The 21014-nt window shown below is 67.9% G+C and carries 19 protein-coding genes, 1 pseudogene and 1 riboswitch; of the genes and pseudogenes, 6 read left to right on the top strand and 14 right to left on the bottom strand.

Translation table 11 applies throughout. The features are described from left to right. Positions 1-9: 9 nt before the first annotated feature. From BM150_RS04240 to BM150_RS04220, 5 genes are read right to left on the bottom strand one after another with little or no spacing between them, the layout of a single operon-like run. Positions 10-1230, bottom strand: coding sequence for a beta-ketoacyl-[acyl-carrier-protein] synthase family protein (locus BM150_RS04240; protein ID WP_092924122.1), 1221 nt, complete (start codon positions 1228-1230; stop codon positions 10-12). Further along, positions 1227-1469 (bottom strand): acyl carrier protein, encoded by a 243-nt coding sequence (locus BM150_RS04235; RefSeq protein ID WP_092924119.1) that lies wholly within the window; start codon positions 1467-1469, stop codon positions 1227-1229. The genes BM150_RS04240 and BM150_RS04235 overlap by 4 nt, the downstream gene beginning before the upstream one ends. Next, positions 1466-2497, bottom strand: coding sequence for a beta-ketoacyl-ACP synthase III (locus tag BM150_RS04230; protein WP_092924116.1), 1032 nt, complete (start codon positions 2495-2497; stop codon positions 1466-1468). The genes BM150_RS04235 and BM150_RS04230 overlap by 4 nt, the downstream gene beginning before the upstream one ends. After that, positions 2494-4359, bottom strand: coding sequence for an acyl-CoA dehydrogenase (locus tag BM150_RS04225; protein ID WP_092924113.1), 1866 nt, complete (start codon positions 4357-4359; stop codon positions 2494-2496). The genes BM150_RS04230 and BM150_RS04225 overlap by 4 nt, the downstream gene beginning before the upstream one ends. 48 nt (positions 4360-4407) lie before the next feature. Next, positions 4408-4614, bottom strand: a complete 207-nt coding sequence (locus BM150_RS04220) for a DUF5988 family protein (RefSeq protein ID WP_139219445.1) — start codon at positions 4612-4614, stop codon at positions 4408-4410. A 280-nt stretch (positions 4615-4894) separates the two neighbouring features. Here BM150_RS04220 and BM150_RS04215 point away from each other — a divergent pair, with 280 nt between their 5' ends. Continuing rightward, complete coding sequence (locus BM150_RS04215; RefSeq protein WP_175496677.1) at positions 4895-5410, top strand: hypothetical protein; 516 nt, start codon at positions 4895-4897, stop codon at positions 5408-5410. A 131-nt stretch (positions 5411-5541) separates the two neighbouring features. On the opposite strand, the gene BM150_RS04210 is transcribed toward BM150_RS04215, so the two are convergent. Then, the gene (locus BM150_RS04210) at positions 5542-6834 is read right to left on the bottom strand and encodes an erythromycin esterase family protein (RefSeq protein ID WP_092924107.1); all 1293 of its coding nucleotides are present in this window, start codon (positions 6832-6834) and stop codon (positions 5542-5544) included. A 572-nt stretch (positions 6835-7406) separates the two neighbouring features. Between BM150_RS04210 and BM150_RS25220 the strand changes: the two are divergent. Continuing rightward, positions 7407-7523 (top strand): annotated as a pseudogene (locus BM150_RS25220) (DUF6653 family protein); the annotation flags it as partial. 69 nt (positions 7524-7592) lie between these two features. Here the strand turns inward: BM150_RS25220 and BM150_RS04200 are convergent. Continuing rightward, positions 7593-8561, bottom strand: coding sequence for an alpha/beta hydrolase (locus tag BM150_RS04200; RefSeq protein ID WP_217641348.1), 969 nt, complete (start codon positions 8559-8561; stop codon positions 7593-7595). A 607-nt stretch (positions 8562-9168) separates the two neighbouring features. Here BM150_RS04200 and BM150_RS04195 point away from each other — a divergent pair. Continuing rightward, entirely contained in the window at positions 9169-9552 is a 384-nt protein-coding gene (locus BM150_RS04195; protein WP_092924101.1) for a helix-turn-helix domain-containing protein, read from the top strand. A gap of 102 nt (positions 9553-9654) precedes the next feature. On the opposite strand, the gene BM150_RS04190 is transcribed toward BM150_RS04195, so the two are convergent. Then, entirely contained in the window at positions 9655-10104 is a 450-nt protein-coding gene (locus tag BM150_RS04190; protein WP_092924451.1) for an Hsp20/alpha crystallin family protein, read from the bottom strand. A gap of 158 nt (positions 10105-10262) precedes the next feature. Here BM150_RS04190 and BM150_RS04185 point away from each other — a divergent pair, with 158 nt between their 5' ends. Next, positions 10263-10904, top strand: coding sequence for a hypothetical protein (locus BM150_RS04185; protein ID WP_092924098.1), 642 nt, complete (start codon positions 10263-10265; stop codon positions 10902-10904). Between the two features lie 174 nt (positions 10905-11078). On the opposite strand, the gene BM150_RS04180 is transcribed toward BM150_RS04185, so the two are convergent. The 5 genes from BM150_RS04180 to BM150_RS04160 all read right to left on the bottom strand — a co-directional run bounded on the left by BM150_RS04180 (position 11079) and on the right by BM150_RS04160 (position 17532). Beyond that, positions 11079-11939, bottom strand: a complete 861-nt coding sequence (locus BM150_RS04180; protein ID WP_092924095.1) for an ABC transporter permease — start codon at positions 11937-11939, stop codon at positions 11079-11081. After that, a complete protein-coding gene (locus BM150_RS04175) occupies positions 11936-13285 on the bottom strand; it encodes an ABC transporter ATP-binding protein (RefSeq protein ID WP_092924092.1) in 1350 nt (449 codons plus the stop codon). The genes BM150_RS04180 and BM150_RS04175 overlap by 4 nt, the downstream gene beginning before the upstream one ends. Positions 13286-13516: 231 nt before the next feature. Then, entirely contained in the window at positions 13517-14236 is a 720-nt protein-coding gene (locus tag BM150_RS04170; protein ID WP_217641347.1) for a hypothetical protein, read from the bottom strand. A 370-nt stretch (positions 14237-14606) separates the two neighbouring features. Beyond that, the gene (gene ald / locus BM150_RS04165) at positions 14607-15725 is read right to left on the bottom strand and encodes an alanine dehydrogenase (protein ID WP_092924447.1); all 1119 of its coding nucleotides are present in this window, start codon (positions 15723-15725) and stop codon (positions 14607-14609) included. 220 nt (positions 15726-15945) lie between these two features. Next, positions 15946-17532 (bottom strand): PucR family transcriptional regulator, encoded by a 1587-nt coding sequence (locus BM150_RS04160; RefSeq protein ID WP_092924089.1) that lies wholly within the window; start codon positions 17530-17532, stop codon positions 15946-15948. A gap of 222 nt (positions 17533-17754) precedes the next feature. Beyond that, positions 17755-17869, top strand: a riboswitch (glycine riboswitch). 237 nt (positions 17870-18106) lie between these two features. Between BM150_RS04160 and gcvH the strand changes: the two genes are divergently transcribed. Then, positions 18107-18478 (top strand): glycine cleavage system protein GcvH, encoded by a 372-nt coding sequence (gcvH, locus tag BM150_RS04155; RefSeq protein WP_092924086.1) that lies wholly within the window; start codon positions 18107-18109, stop codon positions 18476-18478. A gap of 105 nt (positions 18479-18583) precedes the next feature. Then, complete coding sequence (locus BM150_RS04150; RefSeq protein WP_092924083.1) at positions 18584-19939, top strand: L-serine ammonia-lyase; 1356 nt, start codon at positions 18584-18586, stop codon at positions 19937-19939. 358 nt (positions 19940-20297) lie between these two features. Here the strand turns inward: BM150_RS04150 and BM150_RS04145 are convergent, their stop codons facing one another. After that, positions 20298-20747, bottom strand: coding sequence for an SSI family serine proteinase inhibitor (locus BM150_RS04145; protein ID WP_092924080.1), 450 nt, complete (start codon positions 20745-20747; stop codon positions 20298-20300). Positions 20748-21014 lie beyond the last annotated feature (267 nt).

Here is a 21014-nt window from a genome sequence, read left to right as displayed (position 1 = left end):
GTCCGAGCATCACGGGCATGTGAGCACGAGTGCTGTGTTGTGTCCGCCGAAACCGAAGGAGTTGCTGAGGGCGGCTCGACCCGGGGCGGAGCGGGCTGTGGTCGCGAGTTCGGTGCCGATTCCCGGATCAGGTTCCGTCAGGTTGGCCGTGGGCGGGACCGTGCCGTGCTGGAGAGCCAGTGCGGTGTAGGCGGCCTCCAGCGCGCCCGCGGCGCCGAGGGTGTGGCCGGTGACCCCCTTGGTGGAGGTGACCAGGGCCTCGTCCCCCAGCACCCGTTGAACGACATCGGCTTCGAGGGCGTCGTTGAGCCGCGTCGATGTGCCGTGTGCGTTGACGTGGGAGATGTCCGCCCCGGCGATGTCGGCGTCGGTCAGGGCCGCGCGCATCGCGGCTTCGGCTCCTGCGCCGTCGGGAGCGGGGGCGGTCGGGTGATGCGCGTCCGCGGTCGCTCCGTAACCGGCGAGGTGCGCCCACCTCGGAGCGTCCCGGCCGCGAGCGTGCTCGCTCCGTTCCAGCACGAGCATCCCCGCTCCCTCACCGATGACGAATCCGTCCCGCCCGACGGAGAACGGGCGGGAGGCCTCCCGCGGCTCGTGGATGTGCCGCGAGAGGGCCCTGATGCGGTGGAACCCGGTCACGAACAGCGGTGTGATGACGGCTTCGGTACCACCGGCCAGGGCGAGGTCGACCGTTCCCGAACGCAGCAGATCCCGCGCGACACCGATGGCCGTGGCGCCCGAAGCGCAGGCGGTGGAGGTCGTGAGCACGGGGCCCCGGAAGCCGAACTCGATCGCGATCTCCCCCGACGCCATGTTGGGCAGCCCCATCGGCAGTGTGCGGGGTGAGACCGCACCCGCACCGTCCCGCGTCAACGCGGTTTGCTGGTTCTCCATGGTGGTCGTGCCGCCGGCGCCGGTGCCGAGCACCACGGCCACTCGCGCCGGATCGACCTCACCCGGGATTACCCCCGCTGTTTCGAGGGCTTCCTTCGCGGCGACGAGTGCCAGCTGGGCATAGCGATCCAGCCGCCATGCGCGGTGCTGTCCCAACAGGGCGTCCGGATCGAACTCCGGGACCCGGCAGGAGATGTCGACGGGCAGACCGGCCAGCACCGGATCGTGCGCGGTGGCCGGTACCGCCTCCGTGATCCGCTGCCAGTTCCGGTCCACGCCGATTCCCGCCGGGCTGACCAACCCGATTCCGGTGACCAGGGGAGCGGTATCGCTCATCGCGGGCTCCCGACTCGTTCGGCGATGAGGGCTGTGATGTCGTCGAAGCTGTTGAGATCGAGCATCTCCTCATCGGTCAGAGCGACCCCGAAGCGCTCGTTGATCAACTCACCCAGTTCGACCTGGGCCAACGAGTCCAGTTCGAGATCCTCGAACGAGGCTTCGCCTCGCACGGCTTCAGCGGCGACGTTGAACTTGTTCGTCAGGATCTCGGTGAGTGTTTCCGCGATCCGGTTCATGTGGTTTCCTCCTCTGCGGATAGATCAACCGGCTGAACGAAAAGATCAGGCCAGGTCAGCAGCGTCGAACCCCAGGAGAGACCGGCGCCGAAGGCGGTGATGAGCACACGGTCGCCAGGGATCAGATTTCCGTTGGTCGCGGTGTCCAGCAGCAGTGGTATCGAGGCAGCCAGGGTGTTGCCGACACGGTCGATGTTGCTGACAATCCGATCCCCGGGAAGGCCGAGCCGTTCCGCGAGCGCCTCCAGAATCCTGATGTTGGCCTGATGCCCGGCCAGGACGTCGACGTCGGATGCCGAACACCCGGTTCGTTCCAGCACCCGCCGCGTCGAGTCCCGCATTCTGGCGACGGCTTGCTGATAGACCGCCCGGCCGGCCATGTGCAGGTACCAGTCGGCCTCGTCTCCGTGTCCGAGGCCCGTAGCCGAGCGTTGCCGCGAGCCCCCGGCGGGAATCGCGAGCAGGTCACTGTGCTCCCCGTCCGCGCCGAGGTCGAACGCATCCAGTGAGCCGGGCTCGTCCGGGCGGCCCCGTCGCAGCACGAGAGCTCCGGCGCCGTCACCGAAGACCGTGGCGGTCGTGCGATCGGCCGGATTGACCAGCGTGGAGAACGCTTCCGCGCCGATGAGCAGCACACTGTCGCTGACACCGGCCGAGATCAGTCCGACGCCGGTGGCCAGTCCGTACACGAAACCACTGCACGCCGAGTCCACGTCGAAAGCCGGGGTTTCGACAAGCCCCAGGCGAGTGGCGACTTCCGGCCCGCTCGCCGGGCACAGTCTGTCGGGCGAGGTGGTCGCGAGTACCACCGCTCCAACGGTGGAGAACCCCGCGGATCGCAGTGCCCGGCGCCCCGCTTCCACGGCGAGGTCGCTCGTGGCGGTACCCGACGAGACGACGCGACGTTCGATTATCCCCGTGCGACTCCGGATCCACTCCGGGGTGGTGTCCAGCCGGTCGCACAGTTCCTCGTTCGTCACGATGGTCGGTGGAAGCCACCCACCCAGACCGCAAACCACCGCGCTCATACCCGCTCCTCTTCGGGTGCTTCCGTGCCGTCCGTCGCACCGCGCTTCTCCGAGGCGAACCGTTGCATCGCGGCGATGTGGTCATCGCCGGCGATGGGGGCGCGCAACAGCTCTGCCGGAATCGCGAATCCTTCGGTGAGCAGCTCGGCATCCGGTGCGATGCGGGAGCACAGGCCGTCCACCATGTCGGGCAGGGCATCGGTCTGCTCCGGCGTGAGTGCCCGGTTGGCCAGGTACCAGTCGGCGTTCCCGCGTACCGTGAGCAGTCCGTACAGGCTCGCCAAGCGCCGCAGCGCCGCACGTGCTCGCGGGTGCGGCGACGCGTCGGCGGCGTCGTGGAAGCATTCCAACGCGATACGTGCGGCGCGGGTGTGGGCCATGTCGATCGCGAGGGTGGAACTGTCGTTCCAGGCTTCCAGCAGAGTCGCCTCACCGCGCAGCCGGTCGCGCATCCGCTCACGTGCGCGCTGCCGCAGTCGTCGTTCCCGGAACCGCAACAGCCGGATGTGCCAGGACGGATCTTCCGAATCCCGAGGCGGCGCGGGAGTGGATTCCTCCGCTTGTTCCTCGTGTTGCAGAAGCTGATAGGCCGTGGTGGACAGCAGCGGCAGATTGTCCCCCTCGGCGGTCACCACCCCCTGGGCCATCGCCACGTAGTCGGGGATCCGGTTGATCCGCAACATGCCCTGTGCACCGCAGCGTTCCCGGCACGCATGGAGGACTTCCGACATCTCGGAGCCGCACAGCGCCTTGGTCAGCGCTACGAGTCGTTGCAGCTCGGCATCCGCTTCTCCGCCGGCGTCGAACCAGCGTTTGACGTGGTTCACCAGGAAGGTGGTGGCATACACCTTGGCGAGGGAGGTCAGGACCTCGCGCTGATGACTTCGGTAGGCCATGACGGCAACGGAGCCGTGCCCCGGTGCCGCGGTCAGTCGTCGTTGTCCGTACGTGACGGTCAGGCTGATCGCCGCTCGACCGGCGGCGACAACCGCTCCTGCCAGACACAACCGTCCGAGATGTACGCGTTCCAACGCGCGCAGGAAACGTGCCCGTTTGCCGGTGATCGCGGCTCGAAACGTCCCGTCCGCTTCCAGCGTCGCCATGTCGCCTGCCAGCAGATTGCGCCGCGGGATCCGCACGTGGTCGAACCAGGTGATGCCGTTGTCCAGAGCGAGTCCGGCTTTCTCCGGGCACTTGACGGCATGGATGCCCGGCCGTAAACCGTTCTCGTCGCTGACGCGTACGAGAAACGGGAACACCCCGCGGTCTTTGTTTTCGGTTACCAATCTGGCCAGGACGACAGCCAATTTCGGGATGTCGGGGATACCGGTATAGGGCATGAACTTCCGCGCTCGCGGTGCGGGTGTGTTGAGCACGAACTCTCGTCGCTCGGGATCGTAGACGGCCTCGGTCTCGAGCGCGGACGCGTTGTTGCCGTAACCGAGCTCACTCACCATCAACACGCCGACCGAGGACATCTCACGCAGCTCAGCCAGGTGATCTTCCAGATCGTCGCGCTCACGTCCGTGCGTGAGAATCGTGCCCAGGCACAGGTTGTAGTGACTCATCAGCAACGGCAGCGTGGTCGTGTCCAACAGGCACGACCACTCGCCAGCGGCTGTCAGCCTGAGCGGATCCCGCGCCGTCTTTTCCGCCGGTCCCATCCGATGGTGCACCGTGCGGGTGCGTTCATAAGCCAATCTTCCTTCCTGCTCGGCAGTCAGCCCGTCACGATGGTCGAAAACGGGATGGCGCAGGATGTCACGAGCTTCTCTGTGCACGGTTTCGAAAGTGCCGTCGTAAACCAGCCGCGTCAGCTCATCGGCGGCGCCGTCGCCCGGTTCGTGATCCTGAGATACCATTGCGCTTTCCTGCGTGGTCGGTTCTGTCGGGAAACGAATCGAGCCGATTCACTCGGCGCTCTGCGTGCGATAGGACCACTGAAACACTGCTATGACCTCTCCCGACTGTTCCTGGTAACTTCCGGAGAACGAGTAGTGCTCATAGCCGTTGCGGCGTGGAACTTTTATCTCTTCCTGGGGAGGTTCGGGAATCGGGTGTCTGCTTCTCAGATCCGAGGGGCCGCCTTGCAGTTCGGCCTCGTGTTTCTTTTGCATCGCGGTCACCTTCGAAAGTCGTCGAGACGTCGGTTTTTCCTGCCGCACCTGACCCTGCTGCGTGGTGTAGCTCCGTATAGTTGGCATGGTCAGCGCGGTGGATGGTCGATGTCCAAGCTTTGTTTCGCCGTGCGAAACACGTTGCCGGGCTTGTGCGGGCACGTCGCTTTGTCGACCGCTCGGTGTTCCGACCGCCGGCGCTGCCGAGACGCGGACTCGGCTCGGACCCGCGCGAGGAAACCGCTGGACGCCGGGAACACCGAAACTGGACGATCGAGGGATGTCTTCGCCCGAAACGGCAGCGCGGGAGTTGCAGGAGAACGCCGCGCTGTGGAGCATGCGTGAGGTCCACGCCGAGGAACTCGTCCGCGTCGCCTGCGACGCGCTCGTCGCCGGTCTCGACAGTCCCACGCTGCGCGTTCTCGCCGCGTGCACCCGGGCGGAGGCAGCGGAAAGAGTGCCCGCGCTGCTACCCGTCGCGCTCGACGAGCTCGGGCTCGTCTTCCACCCGCTCGACAGCGAGGCAGGATGGGTGGCCGCCGCGCGGATACTCGCACAGCGCGTGCTGGCCGGGGAGCTGACGGTCCGCGAGTTCGCGTGGCGTATCCACCTGGCCCACGGGCACGAACTGGAGTTGACCGAACTGGTCGCCGGCCTCGACGACCAGTACACCACTGTCGGCTACGACGTAAGTACTCCCGACGAAGCGTGGATCGACGCCGAGGTCATCGCCGAGGCACGTCGAATCGCCGCTTACCCCCACGAGCCGATGGAGTCGCCCAGTACCTCCGACTGACTCTCCGGAACGCCCGAGAGTTCGCGCCGGATGAGCTTCGACGTCGCCGTACCGGGGCGAGTGCCCCGGCTCGGGAGGCGGTTCGTTCCCCGGGAAAACGCGTTTTCCCGGGGAACGAACCCGGTTTCCCGCTACTCCTCTCGCAGACCGGTCGTGTAGTAGGTGGTGGCCGTGGGGACGGTCAGCACTCCGTCGAACGCCTCCACCACCGGAGTGAGTTGCGTCGCGCTCTGGGTGCGGATGCGGTCCAGCCTCCCCACGGGTGCCTCCCGGAGGTTGGTGAGGCTGATGTCCTCGCCGTAACCGGCCTCGATGGCGGCGGCCTCGACGCTTCCGGGCTCAGGGGCGTCGAGGGGCTCCTCGGCCACCGTCAGCCCGGAATCGGCTCTCTCGTCCGGGTGCATCTCCGCCACGTGTTCGGCGGTGTGCGTCTGGGCGAGCGCCCGGTAGTCCTCGCCGAGCACGCGGTCGAGGTAGTAACCCATGGGCAGGGCCGCGAGTTCACCGTCGAAGTACACGGGTGTCTTCTGGATGTGGTTGTTGTGGGCGGCCAGCACGATGCGCGTGTCCGGCCCGGCGTTGGCGAGGTGCCAACGCACCGATTCGGCCATGTGGTGGTCCCGGACGGAAGTGTCACCTTCCAGCCCCTGACCGGTGAAGACGTCGCGCATGGCACCGAACATGTAGTCGGTGTGCAGGGCCGCCTCCAGGTGGCGCAGCGCCACATCGTAAGCGGATCTACCACCACGCGAGACGTACAACGGCTCCATCGAGCGGAACCGCAGTGACAACCGTGCCAGCGAGGCGGTCAGTGCGTCCTGTTCGGCCGTTTCCAACCTCGCCCATCCCGGTGCTGCCACGGCCACCGAATCACCGGTGAACCGGTCGACGATGCCCAGCGCCCGGTCGATCAGGCCGACCACCGCGGGGTCGACCTCGCGGAGGTACTCGACCAGTGGTTCCAGATCCGGGCGAAGTCGGCCACCGGCCATGGGGGTGTCGATCCCGACGAAGCGCAGCGGATGGGAACTGGTGCGGTTGTGCCGACGCAGCCAGCGCACCATGCGCGGGTTGACCCCGGCGTTCGTGGTTCCGCCCATCGCGGCGAGCTCGGCGTCGTCACCCTCGCCGCCCAGCCAGTTGTCCAGGGCGATTCCCTCTCCGAATCCGAACTCGAAGGCCAGCACCGTGAACCCGCAGCGTTCGGCGAGGAAACGCAGCACCCGCTGGCGGGTGCTGGTGAACTCGCCGACGAAATGGGCGCCTTCACCCACGGCGACCACACGTGCGTCGCCGATGACGTCGCGCAACGGTTCGAGGTCGTCCAGCGGGGCGTCGATGTCCAAACCGCTCAGGCGGCTGGTGTGCTCGCGGAACCAGTCGATGTTCGGGGTGTTCGACACGGAAACGTGGTCAGTCGTCATGACTCGCTCAACTCTCGTCGTGTAACCGAAAACGGGATCACCGAAGGGGACGCCGATGCGGAAACGAGCCGAAAGGGCACGATGAGTGAAGTGATGCGGGCACCGCCCGGCATCACAGCACCGGAGGAGAACTCACTCCGGCCTTCCGCATCCATCCGAGGAGCGGGTCAGAGAAACAGACTTCCCGTAGGCACGCCGTGCAAGGTAGCAGAGCCGGGGCGTCCGGTGCCAGTCGGAACCGCGGGGCTTGTCTCGGCCGTCCGGGGTGACCGCATCGCCATTCGCGCGGCTCGAAGCTGCCAGCGATGCGTGTCGTCCCGACCGTCACCGGTCGACAGCGGTGCGCGGCCGGGGGCGCGAGTTGCTTCTTCGCTGATCTCGGCGAGTGACGGTGTTTCGTCGTCAGGTTCCCGAGGCGGCCGTGGTGATCCATCTCCGGTCGATCCGGTGTCGGGCTACGCGCAGTCCGCGCGCCGCTGCCGATGGGGCTGTCGCCGGAGTAGGTTACTTCCTGGAGCGCCGGGAAATCCGGTCGGCGTTGACGAGGCGACGTTCCAGGACGGCGGACGCGCATGACTTCCAACTCACCGAGCGGACTCGTGCGGCTTCGCCGTGCGGTTTTCGCCCGACACGCCGATCCGTGGAGTGCGTGGAGCCGCTGGGCGAGCACACCGCTGCCGCTGGTTCCGCGTCGTTTTCTCGTGAAATCCACGCTGCGGGTCAACGCACGATCCCCGAAGCAGCTGGCGAACCCCGCCTCAGGCCAACGACGTTGCCCACTCGGTGACGGTGCGCGCGTAGAACTCGGGGGCCGTGCCGTGCATCGAGTGCGGCATCTCGGGTAACGACCGGTAGGTGACCGGCTGTCCCGCCGCCTCGATCAGCCGACGGGCCCGCTGCGCCTGCACGTCGGCGACCGCGCCGAGCAGGTGGCCGGTGTCCGGGTCGATCCGTCGGAAGTGGTGGGTCAGCAGCACCGGTGCACGCACGCGGGAGAGCATGGTGGCCTGATCGCAGCCCGCCGTGACGCTGCCGGAGACGAAGGCCCGGGCCCACTCCGGGTCGTACTCCCGCAGGTTCTGCGGTGGTCCGGCGACGGATTCGCCCTCCGAGTCGTTCGGGCGCATTCCCGGCAGACCCTCCAGCAGCACGGACGGGAGCTCGTCGGGCAGCGCCCGCCGCAGTCCGCGCCAGTCGCCGATCGACCACTGGTCGCCGAGCCACTTGTGCCACGCCGCGAACACCGCCCCCATTCCCTGCCGGATCGACGGGCCGCAGGCCGGTTCCGTCTCCGAGGAGAACAGCGGCGGATCCTCGTAGACGGCCCCTCGGACCTGGCCGGGTCTCGCGTAGGCGGACAACCACGCCGCCAGTACACCGCCGGAGGAATGACCGGCCACGAGTGTGGGGCGCCCGATGACGAGGTCGATGAACCGCACGAGATCGTTGCCGAAGTTGTCGAGGGTGTAGCGCCCCGGCGTCCACGTGGAGCGGCCCTGCCCCCGCAGGTCCACCGCGAAGGTGCGGAAGTGCTCGGCGAGTGGTTCCAACACGGGTTCGTAGCCCCACCACGACTCGCTCTGCCCGGGGATCAGCAGCAGCGCCGGGGAGTCCGGCTCGCCCGCGACCGCGTAGTTCATGCGGACTTCCCCGAGGTCGACGGTCCACTCGGGATGGTCGTGCGGTACGAAGGTGTCGGCCCGGTCCTCGGCTTCGGATACGTTCACGATCGCTGACTCCTGTCGAGGTGCGTGTCGTCGAGCGCGAGAGCTCCGGCTCCGATTGTCGTGGAGTCGGCAGGGCCTGGGTATCGCGAACACGGATGTATTTCTCGTCCACGAGGGGGAACGGGCGGCCCGGCCACCGCCCACTCGCGGAAGACGGTCCGGCCCCATTCGGCCGCGCTCGGTTACGAGGTCAGCGCCGAGGCCCGCCCGCACGAGTCCACCGATGCCACTGGCCGACGCCTCGCCGCGTTCCCAGACTTCCCGCGGAAAGGGGTACGCTTCGGAGAAAATCTGTATTCGTGACCATAGACATCTTTCTTTTTCACAGTTAATCTCTTGGAAGTACGGAAATGACAGGAGAGGTCGTCGGCCAGTCGTGGTGCGTGCGCTGTAGGGGCGCGGTTCGACGGGAGTTCCGGGTTGACACGATCGGCGGAGCGGACCGGGGCCGGGGAAGGAGACATCGTTCGTATCCGGTCGCGGCTCGTCCTTCTCGCGCGGGCGGATCGGTCACTGTGCTGAGGTAGTCGAGTGAATTCTCCGAGCCCCCGGCGCATTCCGGGACGCGCCGGGGGCCTGTCGATGTGCGCACGGAAAAGGTAGTGCGATGAGCGGTGACCCGTCGCGGTCGGTGAGCAAGTTCGACGATGAGGACTATCCCGCTTTCACGATGGGACGTGCGGCGGAGATGGTGGGAGTCGCACAGCCGTTCCTGCGTTCACTCGAGGAAGCGGGACTGGTCGTTCCGGAGCGTTCGGCCGGTGGGCATCGTCGGTACTCGCGGCGGCAACTGCGCAAGGCGGAGCGGGCGCGTCGCCTGGTGGACCAGGGTACTCCGGTGGCGGCGGCCTGCCGCATCATCAGCCTGGAGGACCAGCTCGCCGAGTACACCGACGAGGATCCCTCCGGGGGGGGGGGCAGGCGAATGACTCCTCCGCCTGATCGCTCTCCGAACTGGGAGAACGAGATATCGGACGAGCGGCGAGCGTGACGTGATCACGGCCCATCGGGGCACGCGGTGGCCGGGTGCCCCGATGGGCCGGTTCCGATCGGTTCGGCTCGGCGGAATGCCGCACGGGCTCCCGCCGGTGGTTCACTCGTTGCCGCTTTCGATGACCCGCTGGCCACCCTTGCCGCGCTCGACGTTGATCTGGCGCGGTTTGGCCTGGTCGGCCACGGGGAGCGTCACGGTCAGCACTCCGTCCGTGTAGTCGGCCGTGATGTTGTCGACGTCGAGGCCGTCTCCGAGGGATAGCTGGCGGGAGAACGTTCCGCGCGGACGTTCCGCGGCCACGTAGTTGACTTCGCCATCACTCTGCGTGCTCCTGCGTCCGGACCGCTCGGCCCGCACGGTCAGCGTGTTGTTCTCCGCGCGCACGTCCAGCGACTCCGGGGCGACACCGGGCAGGTCGAACTCGACGATGTAGCTCTCCCCGGACCGGTAGGCGTCCATGGGCATGCTCTGCGGGGCCCTGCTGGATCCGAACACCTCGGTGGCCAGCCGGTTCAGGTCACGAAACAGCGGGTCGAAAGCCACGGTCATGGCGAGTTCCTCCTTATCGGTATCCAACTGTTCTCGTTGAGCCCTGTTTCGTTGTGCTCCTGCCGTGACATCCCTTATTTTGCTACGGCGAGCATAAATTTTCAACCCTGACGATCAGTGCCTAGTTCCATTTGCGGAAGGAGACATGTGGAGGAGTGATGAGCGGTCTGCATGTGGTCCATCGCTGTGTCACCGGGCCCGAGCCTCGATGGGAGGGGTACCTCGTCGGCCGCGAGGCAGTGGTCACCGCGCGGTCCCTGCCACATGTGCGGCGCGACCTGGAGAAGATCCTGGTGGACCGGTTGGCCGAATGGCCCTCCGAGGGGCTGGTCGAGCACACCGAGCACGACCTCGGCGACGGGGTGTGGGTGCGCGAATCCCTCGACGAACACACGCTACGGCGGGCGCACACTACGCGGGTCGTGCTGGACGCCCTGGCCGATTCGAGGCTGCGCGAACAGTTGACCGCGCTGCCGGAGACACTCGCGGGCGGGGTGGTCGTGCTCTCCACCGTCGGTGGGGACACCCTCGACTGGATCCGTGACCAGCACGACGGGTACGGCACTCTGGTCGTTGCCAACGCACTGACCAATCACCGCCTGTGGTGGAACGCCCTCACACCACCCGGGGGCGAGAGCACCACCGCTTCGCCCGGGGCGGTCAGCCTGACCGACCTGGAACTGTCCACCGCCGAGGGCAGCATCGACGAGTGGATCGCCGCCAGTGAGTGCGGCCGCGCCATCGTCGCCGACACGCTGCCCACAGAGCCGACAACGGGTGGACCCGGGTGGGGTCGGTGACTGTTTCCGCCCCTGTGTAACCGTGGCCGCGTGGCGATACGACGGCTCAGGAACACGTTTCCGAACGGAGAACTGAACCGCGAAGAGCACACCCGCACCGCGACGGGAGCCCCGTTCCGGGGAGGTGAGAGAACTGGACGGTCCTCGTCACGTTCCCGACGGGGCTCGTTCGCCTCAGTTGATCTCGCGGTTACGGACGAGCAGCATCGCCCCGACGCAGAGCAGCGCGGCATAGCCCGCGAACACCAGCAGGCTGCCCCACCAGGCGAAGCCGTAGTCCCCACCGAAGACGGCGTGCAGCTGCTCGAAGGCCTGCGCCGGAACTATCGACTCGCGTGGCCCCGCGAACTCCGAGATGAACATCGGCACCGCCAGATTGCCCACGATCCCGTTCGAGGCCGCGCCGGGCAGATAACCGCTCAGCCAGGCGAACTGGCTGCTCGCGAGCCATATGGAGGCGATCACGTCGACCATGAACTTGTAGAACACCAGCACCAGCACGGCGGCCACGGAGTTGTTGACCAGCGCGCCGAACCCGAATCCCACCAACGCCCACAGCACCGTGGCCAGCACACCCGCACCGCCGATGATCAGCCACTGGTCCAGGCCGCCGACACCGCCCGTGGCGTTACCGAGCGAGCCGCCCAGATAACCGCCCAGCAACCCGAAGACGGCGTTGACGATCCCGTAGACCACCGACAGTGCCAGGCACAGCACCAGTTTCGCGCCCAGCACCGAGCTGCGCGGGTTCGCGGTCAGGAAAGTGGTCGTGATGGTCTTGTTCCACGACTCCCGGGTCATGATCAACGCTCCCAGCAGGGCGGCGAAGATGGTGCTGTAGTTCGTGGCCAGTGACATCGCCAGCAGTCCGGTGGGCAGCGCTTGCCCGGTGACCTCCTGGAGCACCTCCACCTGGCCGATCGCCGTGCCGTACCAGGCGACCAGCAGACTCCACGGTGCCACCGGTATCAGCAGTGCCCACCACAGCGGCGTGGGCAGCATCTTGCGGAGCTCGGCTCTGATCAGTCCCTTCACCGGTTCTCACCCCCGTACGCGTCCTCGTCGGCCCCGGCGTGCTCGGCCTCGTGTCGTTCCGGTTCCCGCTGTTCCGGTTGATCCGTTCGGGGGCGGTAGCCACCCCCCAGGCCGGGTGGGTCCGATTCGGGCGGGGAACTCTCGGACAACCGCTGCCCGGCACCGTCCGGTGCCCACGGGCTCGGTGCCGCGGCATCCGGCGAAGGCTGTGGGGGAGCCGGTTGCTGGTACGGCGACTGCTGGGACCGCTGCCACTGTTGGGGTGGTTGCTGGAACGGCTGTTGCGGTGGCGGCTGCTGTTGTGACGGTTGCTGACCCGGCTGCACGAACCCCTGCTGCCCGTATCCCTGTTGCCGCGCGGGCTGCGGTTGCCACTGTTGCTGTTGCTGTCCGGCCGCGCCGGGAGTCGCCCCCTGACCGGGGCCGAACGGTTGGTCGGATCCTGCGAACTGCCCCTCGGTGAGCTGGAAGAACAGCTGCTCCAGATCACCGGAGGACTCCTGTAACTCCTGGATCGCCACTCCGGCGCGTAACGCCAGGTCGGCGATGCCGCGTGTGTCCACACCCGTGACCGCGAGCTTGCCGTCCCACAGGTACTCCGTGCTCACACCGCTCTCCCGCAGCATCGAGCTCAGCGTCATCGGATCCGACACGCGAACCAGCACCCGGGACTGCCTGTCGGCGCGCAGCTGTTCCAGGCTGCCGTTGTAGACCGACCGGCCGCGGCTGACTATCACCACGTGATCCACGGTGTGCTCCATCTCGCGGAGCAGGTGGCTGGAGACCAGCACCGTGCGCCCGGTGGATGCGTATGCCTTCAGGAAGCCCCGCAGCCAGGCGATCCCCTCCGGATCCATCCCGTTGGCGGGCTCGTCGAGCACCAGGATCCGGGGATCCCCCAGCAGTGCGGTGGCGAGTGCCAGCCGCTGCCGCATGCCCAGCGAGAAGCCCTTGGTCTTGCGACGCGCGGCGTTGCCGAGTCCCACCAGTTCCAACACCTGATCGGCCTGCTCGTCCGGTAATCCCAGGGCGGCCGTGTAGCAGCGCAGATGCCCGCGCGCGGTGTGTCCGGGGTGAAAGGACTGCGAGTCCAGCACCGCTCCCACGATCCTCGCGGGGTTCCGAAGCCTGGTGAACGGAACGCCCTCGACGTAGGCGGCACCGGAGGTCGGTTTCATCAACCCCAGGATCATGCGCAGGGTGGTGGTCTTGCCAGAGCCGTTGGGGCCGAGGAAACCGGTCACCGAACCGGGCTCGACCGCGAAATCGAGGTTCTGGACCGCGGTCAGGGGCCCGAAGCTTTTGTGCAGCTGTTGCACCAGGATGCGGCCGCTGCCGTCGTGCACTCGTTCCTCCCGTTCACGGGGACACCCCGATCCTCGCGGTCCGTGCGGCGCCACGCGGTCACCACGGAACGGGTCCGTGGCTGATCGTTGGACGCTGCACCCAATCCTGCCTCATGTGTGACCGGATCGGTCCCGGTGTCCGCGAGGATCTTTCGTGTCGGCGCCCACACCAGCCGGAGCGGTGTGTGGTTGACCCGTGGACCTCGCCGCGGAACGGTGCTCCTCGAGTGGTTACACGGGGCTCTCCCTGGGGGCTATGCCGGCGCGGTGGATCCGGTTGCGGTCGGTTTCCAGGTGGCCGCCGACGGGCGGGACGGCGGGCAGTTCCTCGGTGGCCTCGTCGTTCGGCGTGTCGTTGTCCGGCGCGTTCGTCGGGTCCGGGAGCGTGAACTCACCCGTGTTCCAATCGCCGGGGCCGCGAGCGCCACCGGAGACGACGGCCGTGCCTGCCACCGGGATCTTCGGAGTGCGAGTGGCGCGTTGTTGTCCGAAGGGGTTGCGGGGGGCCTTCTCCCGGAGCCGGGCCAGCTTGGACCGGTTGGCGCTGCCGACCGGGTCGGGATCCTCGCCGATCAGCTGGGCGTGCGCGGTGGTCCAGACCTCACACGGCCAGCGGCGCGCGCGCAGTCCGCCCGGACAGACCGGGCACCGCCCGCTCTCGTCCGGGCCGTGCTCCTCCAGCAGCGCACGCAGTCCTTCCGTCAACCGGTGCAGTTCCGAGCGGGCCAGCGGCAGCACCGCCTCCGCGGGACCCTCGTCGGCCAGCTGTTCCAGTCGGTCGAGCTGCCGCTGTAAGGACTCGTGATCTTCCGCCGCGGTGATGCCCTCGAAGCCGTCCCGGGCCTCCTCGGCATCGGGTCGCGGCCGTTCGACGGTGGTTTCGCTCAGATCGCCACCCAGTGCCGTCGTGGGGTTGCTCGGACGGGTCGGCCGACGAGTCCCGATCTCCATACGGATCCTCCCGAACTGCTCGTTGCGTGGGAGCGGTGGAGTGGTACCGCACCTGACTGGACCATCGACGTTCACCCGTAAGGACTTCAGGTTTTGCTCGCTTCATCACACTTTCGTGTGAAACACGGGTGAAGGCTGATAGCGCAGCGAGAAGAAAATCAGCTGAACATCCGGTCGCAGGGCTTCGGTAACCGGGCATTCGTGTTCTACACTGAGAGTCGGCGGCCAGCTCCCGGTGACCCCCAGGCTGGTTGAGCAGGCCGCCTCGAACGAAACGGGGCCTCTCTCGCGAGAGAGGCCCCGTTTCTCATCGGACACCGCTTCCCGTGGTGCTTCGTCCACTCGGCTCCCCGGCGAGACGACTCGGCCGTCACGCTCCGAGCACGCTCGCCACGTCGTCGTGCGACAGGCCGTGCGCGGCGGCGACCGGTTCGTTGACGAGCGTTCCGTCGTGGGTGTTGAGCCCCGCGGCCAGCGCCGCGTCCTCGCGGCAGGCCTCCCGCCAGCCCCGCTCGGCGATCCGCAGCGCGTACGGCAGCGTCACGTTGGTCAGCGCGTGCGTGGAGGTGTTCGGCACCGCCCCCGGCATGTTGGCCACGCAGTAGAACACCGAGTCGTGCACCCGGTAGGTCGGGTCGTCGTGCGTGGTGGGTTGGGAGTCCGCGAAGCACCCGCCCTGGTCGATGGCGATGTCCACCAGCACACTGCCCGGCTTGAGTCGCGCGACGAGTTCGTTGGAGACCAGCTTCGGCGCTTTCGCGCCGGGGATCAGCACCGCACCGATGATCAGATCGGCCGCGCGAACCGCCTGCTCGACGCTGTAGCGGTTCGAGGTGACCGTGCGGATGCGCCCGTCGAAGTCCCGGTCGATCTCACGCAGCTTGTCCACATTGGTGTCCAGCAGTTCCACGTCGGCTCCCATGCCGAGCGCGACCCGCGCGGCGTTCAGCCCCGCGACACCGCCGCCGATCACCACGACCCGTGCCGGGTGCACGCCGGGAACACCGCCGGGCAGCATCCCGCGTCCACCGCTCGGGCGCATCAGCGAGTAGGCCCCCACCTGCGGAGCCAGCCGACCGGCCACCTCGCTCATCGGGGCCAGCAGCGGCAGCGCACCGTCGGCGGTCTGCACCGTCTCGTAGGCGATACCGGTGACCCCGGAGTCCAGCAGCGCGTTGGTGAGTCCGCTCGACGCCGCCAGGTGCAGGTAGGTGAACAGCACCTGGTCCCGCCGCAGTCGCGGGTACTCCTCCTCGATCGGCTCCTTGACCTTGAGCACCAGCTCGCCCTCGGACCACACCTCGTCGGCGCCGGGAAGAACCTTCGCCCCCGCCGCGAGGAACTCCTCGTCGGGGATGGACGAGCCCGCGCCCGCGTTCGCCTCCACGAACACCTCGTGGCCTCTGCCGACGAACTCGTGCACCCCCGCTGGTGTGAGCGCGACGCGGTATTCGTTGTTCTTGATCTCGCGGGGTACGGCGATCTTCACTGCGATTTCCTTCCGAGGGGTGGTGTCCGATTCCGTTCGGGTGATCACCGAACCGGCGGGTGTGCCGGGGGCTTTCTCCGCACCGCGCCGCCCGTCCGCCCCGGTGTGCGGGAGTGACGGCGCGGCGCTGTCGCGCACCACGATGCTCCGTCACCGGCCCGGCCGCATCATTCCCGCACGATGAGATCGCACCGGTACTCTTGTGCTGTCGGCACAACAGTCAGCCGTGCGGGTTCCACCGCTCGGCCAGCAACTGCACCAGCAGTGCCGAACGCACGTCCGCGTCGTCGAGATCCACGTCCAGCAGGGCGCCCACTCGCTTCATCCGGTACCGGAAGGTGTTCGGGTGCACCCGCAGCTCCCGGCTCGCGGCACGCGGATCCCCCGGGTGGCGCAGCCAGGCGTGCAGGGTGCGCAGGTAGTCGGTCCCCTGGGCGTGGTCGTTGTCGCGCAGCCGCCGCAGCGGACCGAGCGATTCCACGCCCGCGTCGCTGGCGGCACCGGCCGCCCTCGCCAGAACCAGGGCGTGCCAGAGCTGCTCGTGGACCGCGACCTCGCGTTCCACCATGCCCGTGCGCAGCAGCGCCAGCACCTCATCGGCCCTGCCGCGGGAGTCCGGCAGTTCCGCCACCGGGGAGGCGGTGCCCACCGCCACCAGTGGGCGCGGATCGGCCGCGTCCATCTCGTGGATGTGCGCCAGCAACGCCTCCCGCAGGGCGGGCCAGCCACCCGCGCCGGAACGGTCGGGCACCACCGCGTACAGCACCCCACCCGACTCGGCGACCATCGGACCGCGGCCGATTCCCCGGGTGATCCACTCCCACATCGCGAGCCGGTGCCCCTCGTCGGTACCGTCACTGGCGCGCACGTCGATCGCGACCACCCGGTGCGGTTCGGCACGTACCCCCAACTCGTTGGCAGCCGCGCGCCAGCCCTCGGAGCCCTCCAGCAGCGACCGCACCAGCCCGGCCGAACGCTGCCGCTCCGAGTCGGTCATCACCCGCCAGCGAAGCAGTTGCAGCGCCACCAGCGCGGCGGTGTCGGCGAACGCCGAGGCGCGCTGCTCGGACACCTCGCCGGTGACCACGGCCCACATCGATCCGAGCAGCTCACCGCCCATCCGGATCGGCACCACCAACCGGGGCAGCGTGCCGTCCGGCTGTTCCGGGACGTAGACGGCCGAGCCGCCGCGGCTCAGCTGTCGGAACGTGCCCCGCGCCCGGAACTTCGCCAGCACGTCGTCCGGCTGCCTACGCCCCATGATCGTCGAAACCCGGGCGGGATCGGTCACGTCCTGCCGCGCCGAGTAGGCCAGCACCTGCGAGTGCGCGTCCTCGATGGTCACAGGGGCGTCGACCACCTCGGCCACCGCGTCCGCCAGTCGGAACAGATCGCCCAGTCCCGCCGAGCCCACCTGCTGCGGGGAGCCGACCGCCGATCCCGGGTCCGTTCCCGCCAGCGCGCCCCGCAGCAACCACACCAGCTGTGCCCAGGCCGCGCCCCGCCGGACCTCGATCAGCGCGAGTCCCGCGTCCTTCGCCTCCGAGATCACCGACTCCTCGGCGCACACCGGCGGTTTCAGCAGCACGGCCGCCGCATGCCGCACACCGCACTCACGCACCAGCTCCGCGGCCCACGCCCGGTCGGTACCCCCCACGCCGAGCACCACGTCGGCCGTTCCGATCCCGCCGGGTTCCTCGGGTTCGGCGATGACGACGTCCCCCACGCCGCCGGTCTCGTCCGGTATCACCACCGGACGCAGCAGTGTGGGGCCGACTCGCTCGACCAGGCCCCGTATGTCGACCATCACCCCTCCCGGGATCGTTCACGACGGATCAGATCAGAAGGGAGTTCTCCCGCCCGATCACGTGAGGTCCGCGGCGACCTCCGGCGGTGATCGTGGGCACACCGCGCGAGCTTCGACGCCCCATTCGGGGCCCGTACTCGCCGCTTCGCGATATCCGGGGTTGGATACGCCCACCCCTCGGGTTATCGTTGCCGAACACAGCGACAATCGCATATCGGCCCACGACACCGGGCGGGAGAGTCCCGCGGGTGAGCACCGTGCACACGGTGTCACCGAACGGGCGCCGAAGGAGCAAAACTCCCCGTAAACTCTCAGGCATCCGTACCGTCCGATCGAGGCAACTCTGGAAAGCGCCGCCGCGACGAAGGCGTGCGCACCCACGGTGCAAACCGCGACGTCGCGGTGAAGCTCTCAGGTTCCGCAACAGAGGGGGAGGCCACCAAGTACGCGGACTCCGGTGTTCGCGGCATGCCGCCCGGCCGGGTGGAGTCGCGGCACGCGAGAATGCTCGTGTCCGACGGCCCCACGGGACGTCGGGTACCGGTGTCCAAACGACAGCAATGGAGCCTCCCCCATGAGTCTGCCCACGGACCTCAAGTACACCCAGGAGCACGAGTGGCTGGCCGAGCGCGGCGACGTCGTGCGTGTCGGGGTCACCCCCTACGCGGCCAACGCGCTCGGTGACATCGTCTACGTGGACCTGCCCGAGGTGGGCAAGCAGATCACCGCCGGTGAGGCCTGCGGCGAGCTGGAGTCCACCAAGTCGGTCAGCGACCTCTACGCCCCCGCCACCGGTGAGGTCGTCTCGGTAAACGAGGCCGTCGTCGACGACCCCGCCCAGATCAACGACGACCCCTTCGGCGAGGGCTGGCTGCTGGAGCTGCGCGTCAGCGAGTACGGTCCGCTGCTGGACGCCACGCAGTACGCCGAACTCACGGGTGAGTGACTCCCCACCGCCTAGTGACTCCCGCCGCCGCTGATTGACGGCCCCCGCCACGACGAGGTGGCGGGGCAGGCGAACCACACCTCACGTACGAAGAAGAGACGATCAATGGCGATCAGTGTCTTCGATCTTTTCTCGGTGGGGATCGGTCCCTCCAGTTCGCACACCGTGGGCCCCATGCGCGCCGCCGCGCGGTTCGTGGCGCGGTTGCGCGAGCGGGATCTGCTGTCGCGTGCCGCACGGGTGCGGGCCGAACTGTTCGGCTCGCTCGGCGCGACCGGACATGGACACGGCAGTCCCAAGGCGGTACTGCTCGGCCTGGAGGGCCACCTACCGGAATCGGTCGATCCGATCGCGGTTTCCGGCAGAGTCGACGAGATCCGATCGACCGGCCGGTTGCTGCTGAACGGTACCAACGGAATCCGATTCGACTACGACGACGATCTCGTGCTGTATCGGCGCGAGACGTTACCGGTGCATCCCAACGGCATGCGGTTCACCGCGCTCGACGAGGCGGGGGAACAGCTGTGCGGTGCGGTGTACTACTCCGTCGGCGGCGGTTTCGTCGTCGACGAGGAGGCCGCGGGCACCGACCGGATCGAACAGGACAGCACCGAACTGCCCCACCGGTTCCGCACCGGGACCGAGTTGTTGCGGCACTGCGCCGAGACCGGCTACTCGGTCAGCGATCTCATGCTCGCCAACGAGTTGGTCTGGCGCGACGAACAGCGGGTGCACGACGAACTGCTGTCGATCTGGCACGTCATGCGCGAGTGCGTGCACAACGGCTGCAACAGCGAGGGTTCGCTGCCGGGTGGTCTGCGGGTCGAACGACGCGCCGCCGAACTGCGTGCCAAACTCGGCGACACCGACGACCCGATGGAGTGGGTGACGGTCTACGCGCTGGCGGTCAACGAGGAGAACGCCGCCGGTGGGCGGGTCGTGACAGCGCCGACCAACGGTGCCGCGGGCATCGTTCCGGCCGTGCTGCACTACTACATGCGTTTCCTGCCCGGTGCGGACGGGAACGGAGTGGCACGGTTCCTGCTCGCCGCGGGCGCGGTGGGGGTGTTGTTCAAGGAGAACGCCTCGATCTCCGGTGCCGAGGTCGGGTGCCAGGGCGAGGTGGGTTCGGCTTGTTCCATGGCCGCGGCCGGGCTGGCCGAAGTGCTCGGTGGCACCCCTGCCCAGGTGGAGAACGCCGCCGAGATCGCCATGGAGCACAACCTCGGCCTCACCTGCGACCCGATCGGCGGGTTGGTGCAGATTCCCTGCATCGAGCGCAACGCCGTGGCCTCGGTCAAGGCGATCACCGCCGCCAGGATGGCGCTGCGCGGTAACGGCAGTCACTTCGTCTCGCTGGACAAGGTCATCAAGACGATGCGCGCCACCGGTGAGGACATGAAGGACAAGTACAAGGAAACCGCACGCGGTGGGCTCGCCGTGAACGTCATCGAATGCTGACGGCCGATGGCGCAGTCGCCTCCGTAGGAGGTTCCGTGGCGGAACCTCTCGCACGGCTCTCGCTGCGGGTGCCCCGACATCGGGTAGGCACTACACAACGTCGGGGCCGTCCTCGCGAGGCACTCGCCGGAGAACCCGCGGTCGGTCCTGCCGCAAGGGTGGTGGGGGTCGGCTTGCGGGAGTGGTGGGAGTGCGGCTGTTCGTCGGGGCTGGTGGCCCGGCGATTTCGTGGGAAATTGACGGAGTTCGGGGCCACACCGCCATAGCGGGACGTCGATTTCTCGCGAAATTGACGCCCGCCCGGGGCATCTCCCCGCACCGGGGCGTCGATTTCTCGCGAAATCGCGCCGGTGCGACATCAGAACTCGAAGAGCTCACCGGTCTTCGCCCGCATCTCGCACTCGTTGGAGAACGTCTCGCGGTGGTCGACGGCGTGGTTTCGCCACATCCCGGTGGCGTGGACGGTGACCGGACGGTACACCAGCGGGCACATCGGATTCCGCTGCTCCTGGAGCGCGCCGAACTCGCCCTCGTTGCTCGCCAGCTGTTCGCACGCCTGCTCGGCCCGGGGGTGAGTCCCGCCTGCCGGTTCGCAGCGCAGCGTCACCGATCGCGTCCCCTCCGCGCGGTTCGTCGGAATGACCCGCAGACTGAGGACGCTGATCGCCGGCTGGACCTCGTTCACCGAGGTCGTGGTCGTGGCGGAAGCCCGCTCGACGCCCGCGTGCGGTACCAGCGGCAACAGCATGCCCGTGACTACCGCGCAGGCGGTGAACAGAGTGCGGCCGAGCGGTCCGGAAAAGCTCATGTTGTGCTTCCTCCGTGTCGATAGGGATCACCTCGGGAAATACTTACCCGGTTGGAGTAGCACCGCGCCGCAATCACGGGCCAGTATCACCGGATCGAGTTTCCGTCGATCGTGGAAGCAACTTGGACTGTGAGTTCCCCGTGCACGGAGTTCCCCGTGCACGGAGTTCCCCGTGCACGGAGCTCCCCGTGCACGGAGGTCACAGCACACGTGCACGACGAGAACTCGGCTCACGAGACAGCGGCGGATCCCGTCGGGAAGGTTCAG

This window comes from Actinopolyspora alba (assembly GCF_900112765.1).
GTDB classification, from domain to species: Bacteria; Actinomycetota; Actinomycetes; order Mycobacteriales; family Pseudonocardiaceae; genus Actinopolyspora; species Actinopolyspora alba.
The sequence above is the reverse complement of the archived record's forward strand: the minus strand, read 5'-3'. Positions and strand labels throughout refer to the sequence as shown.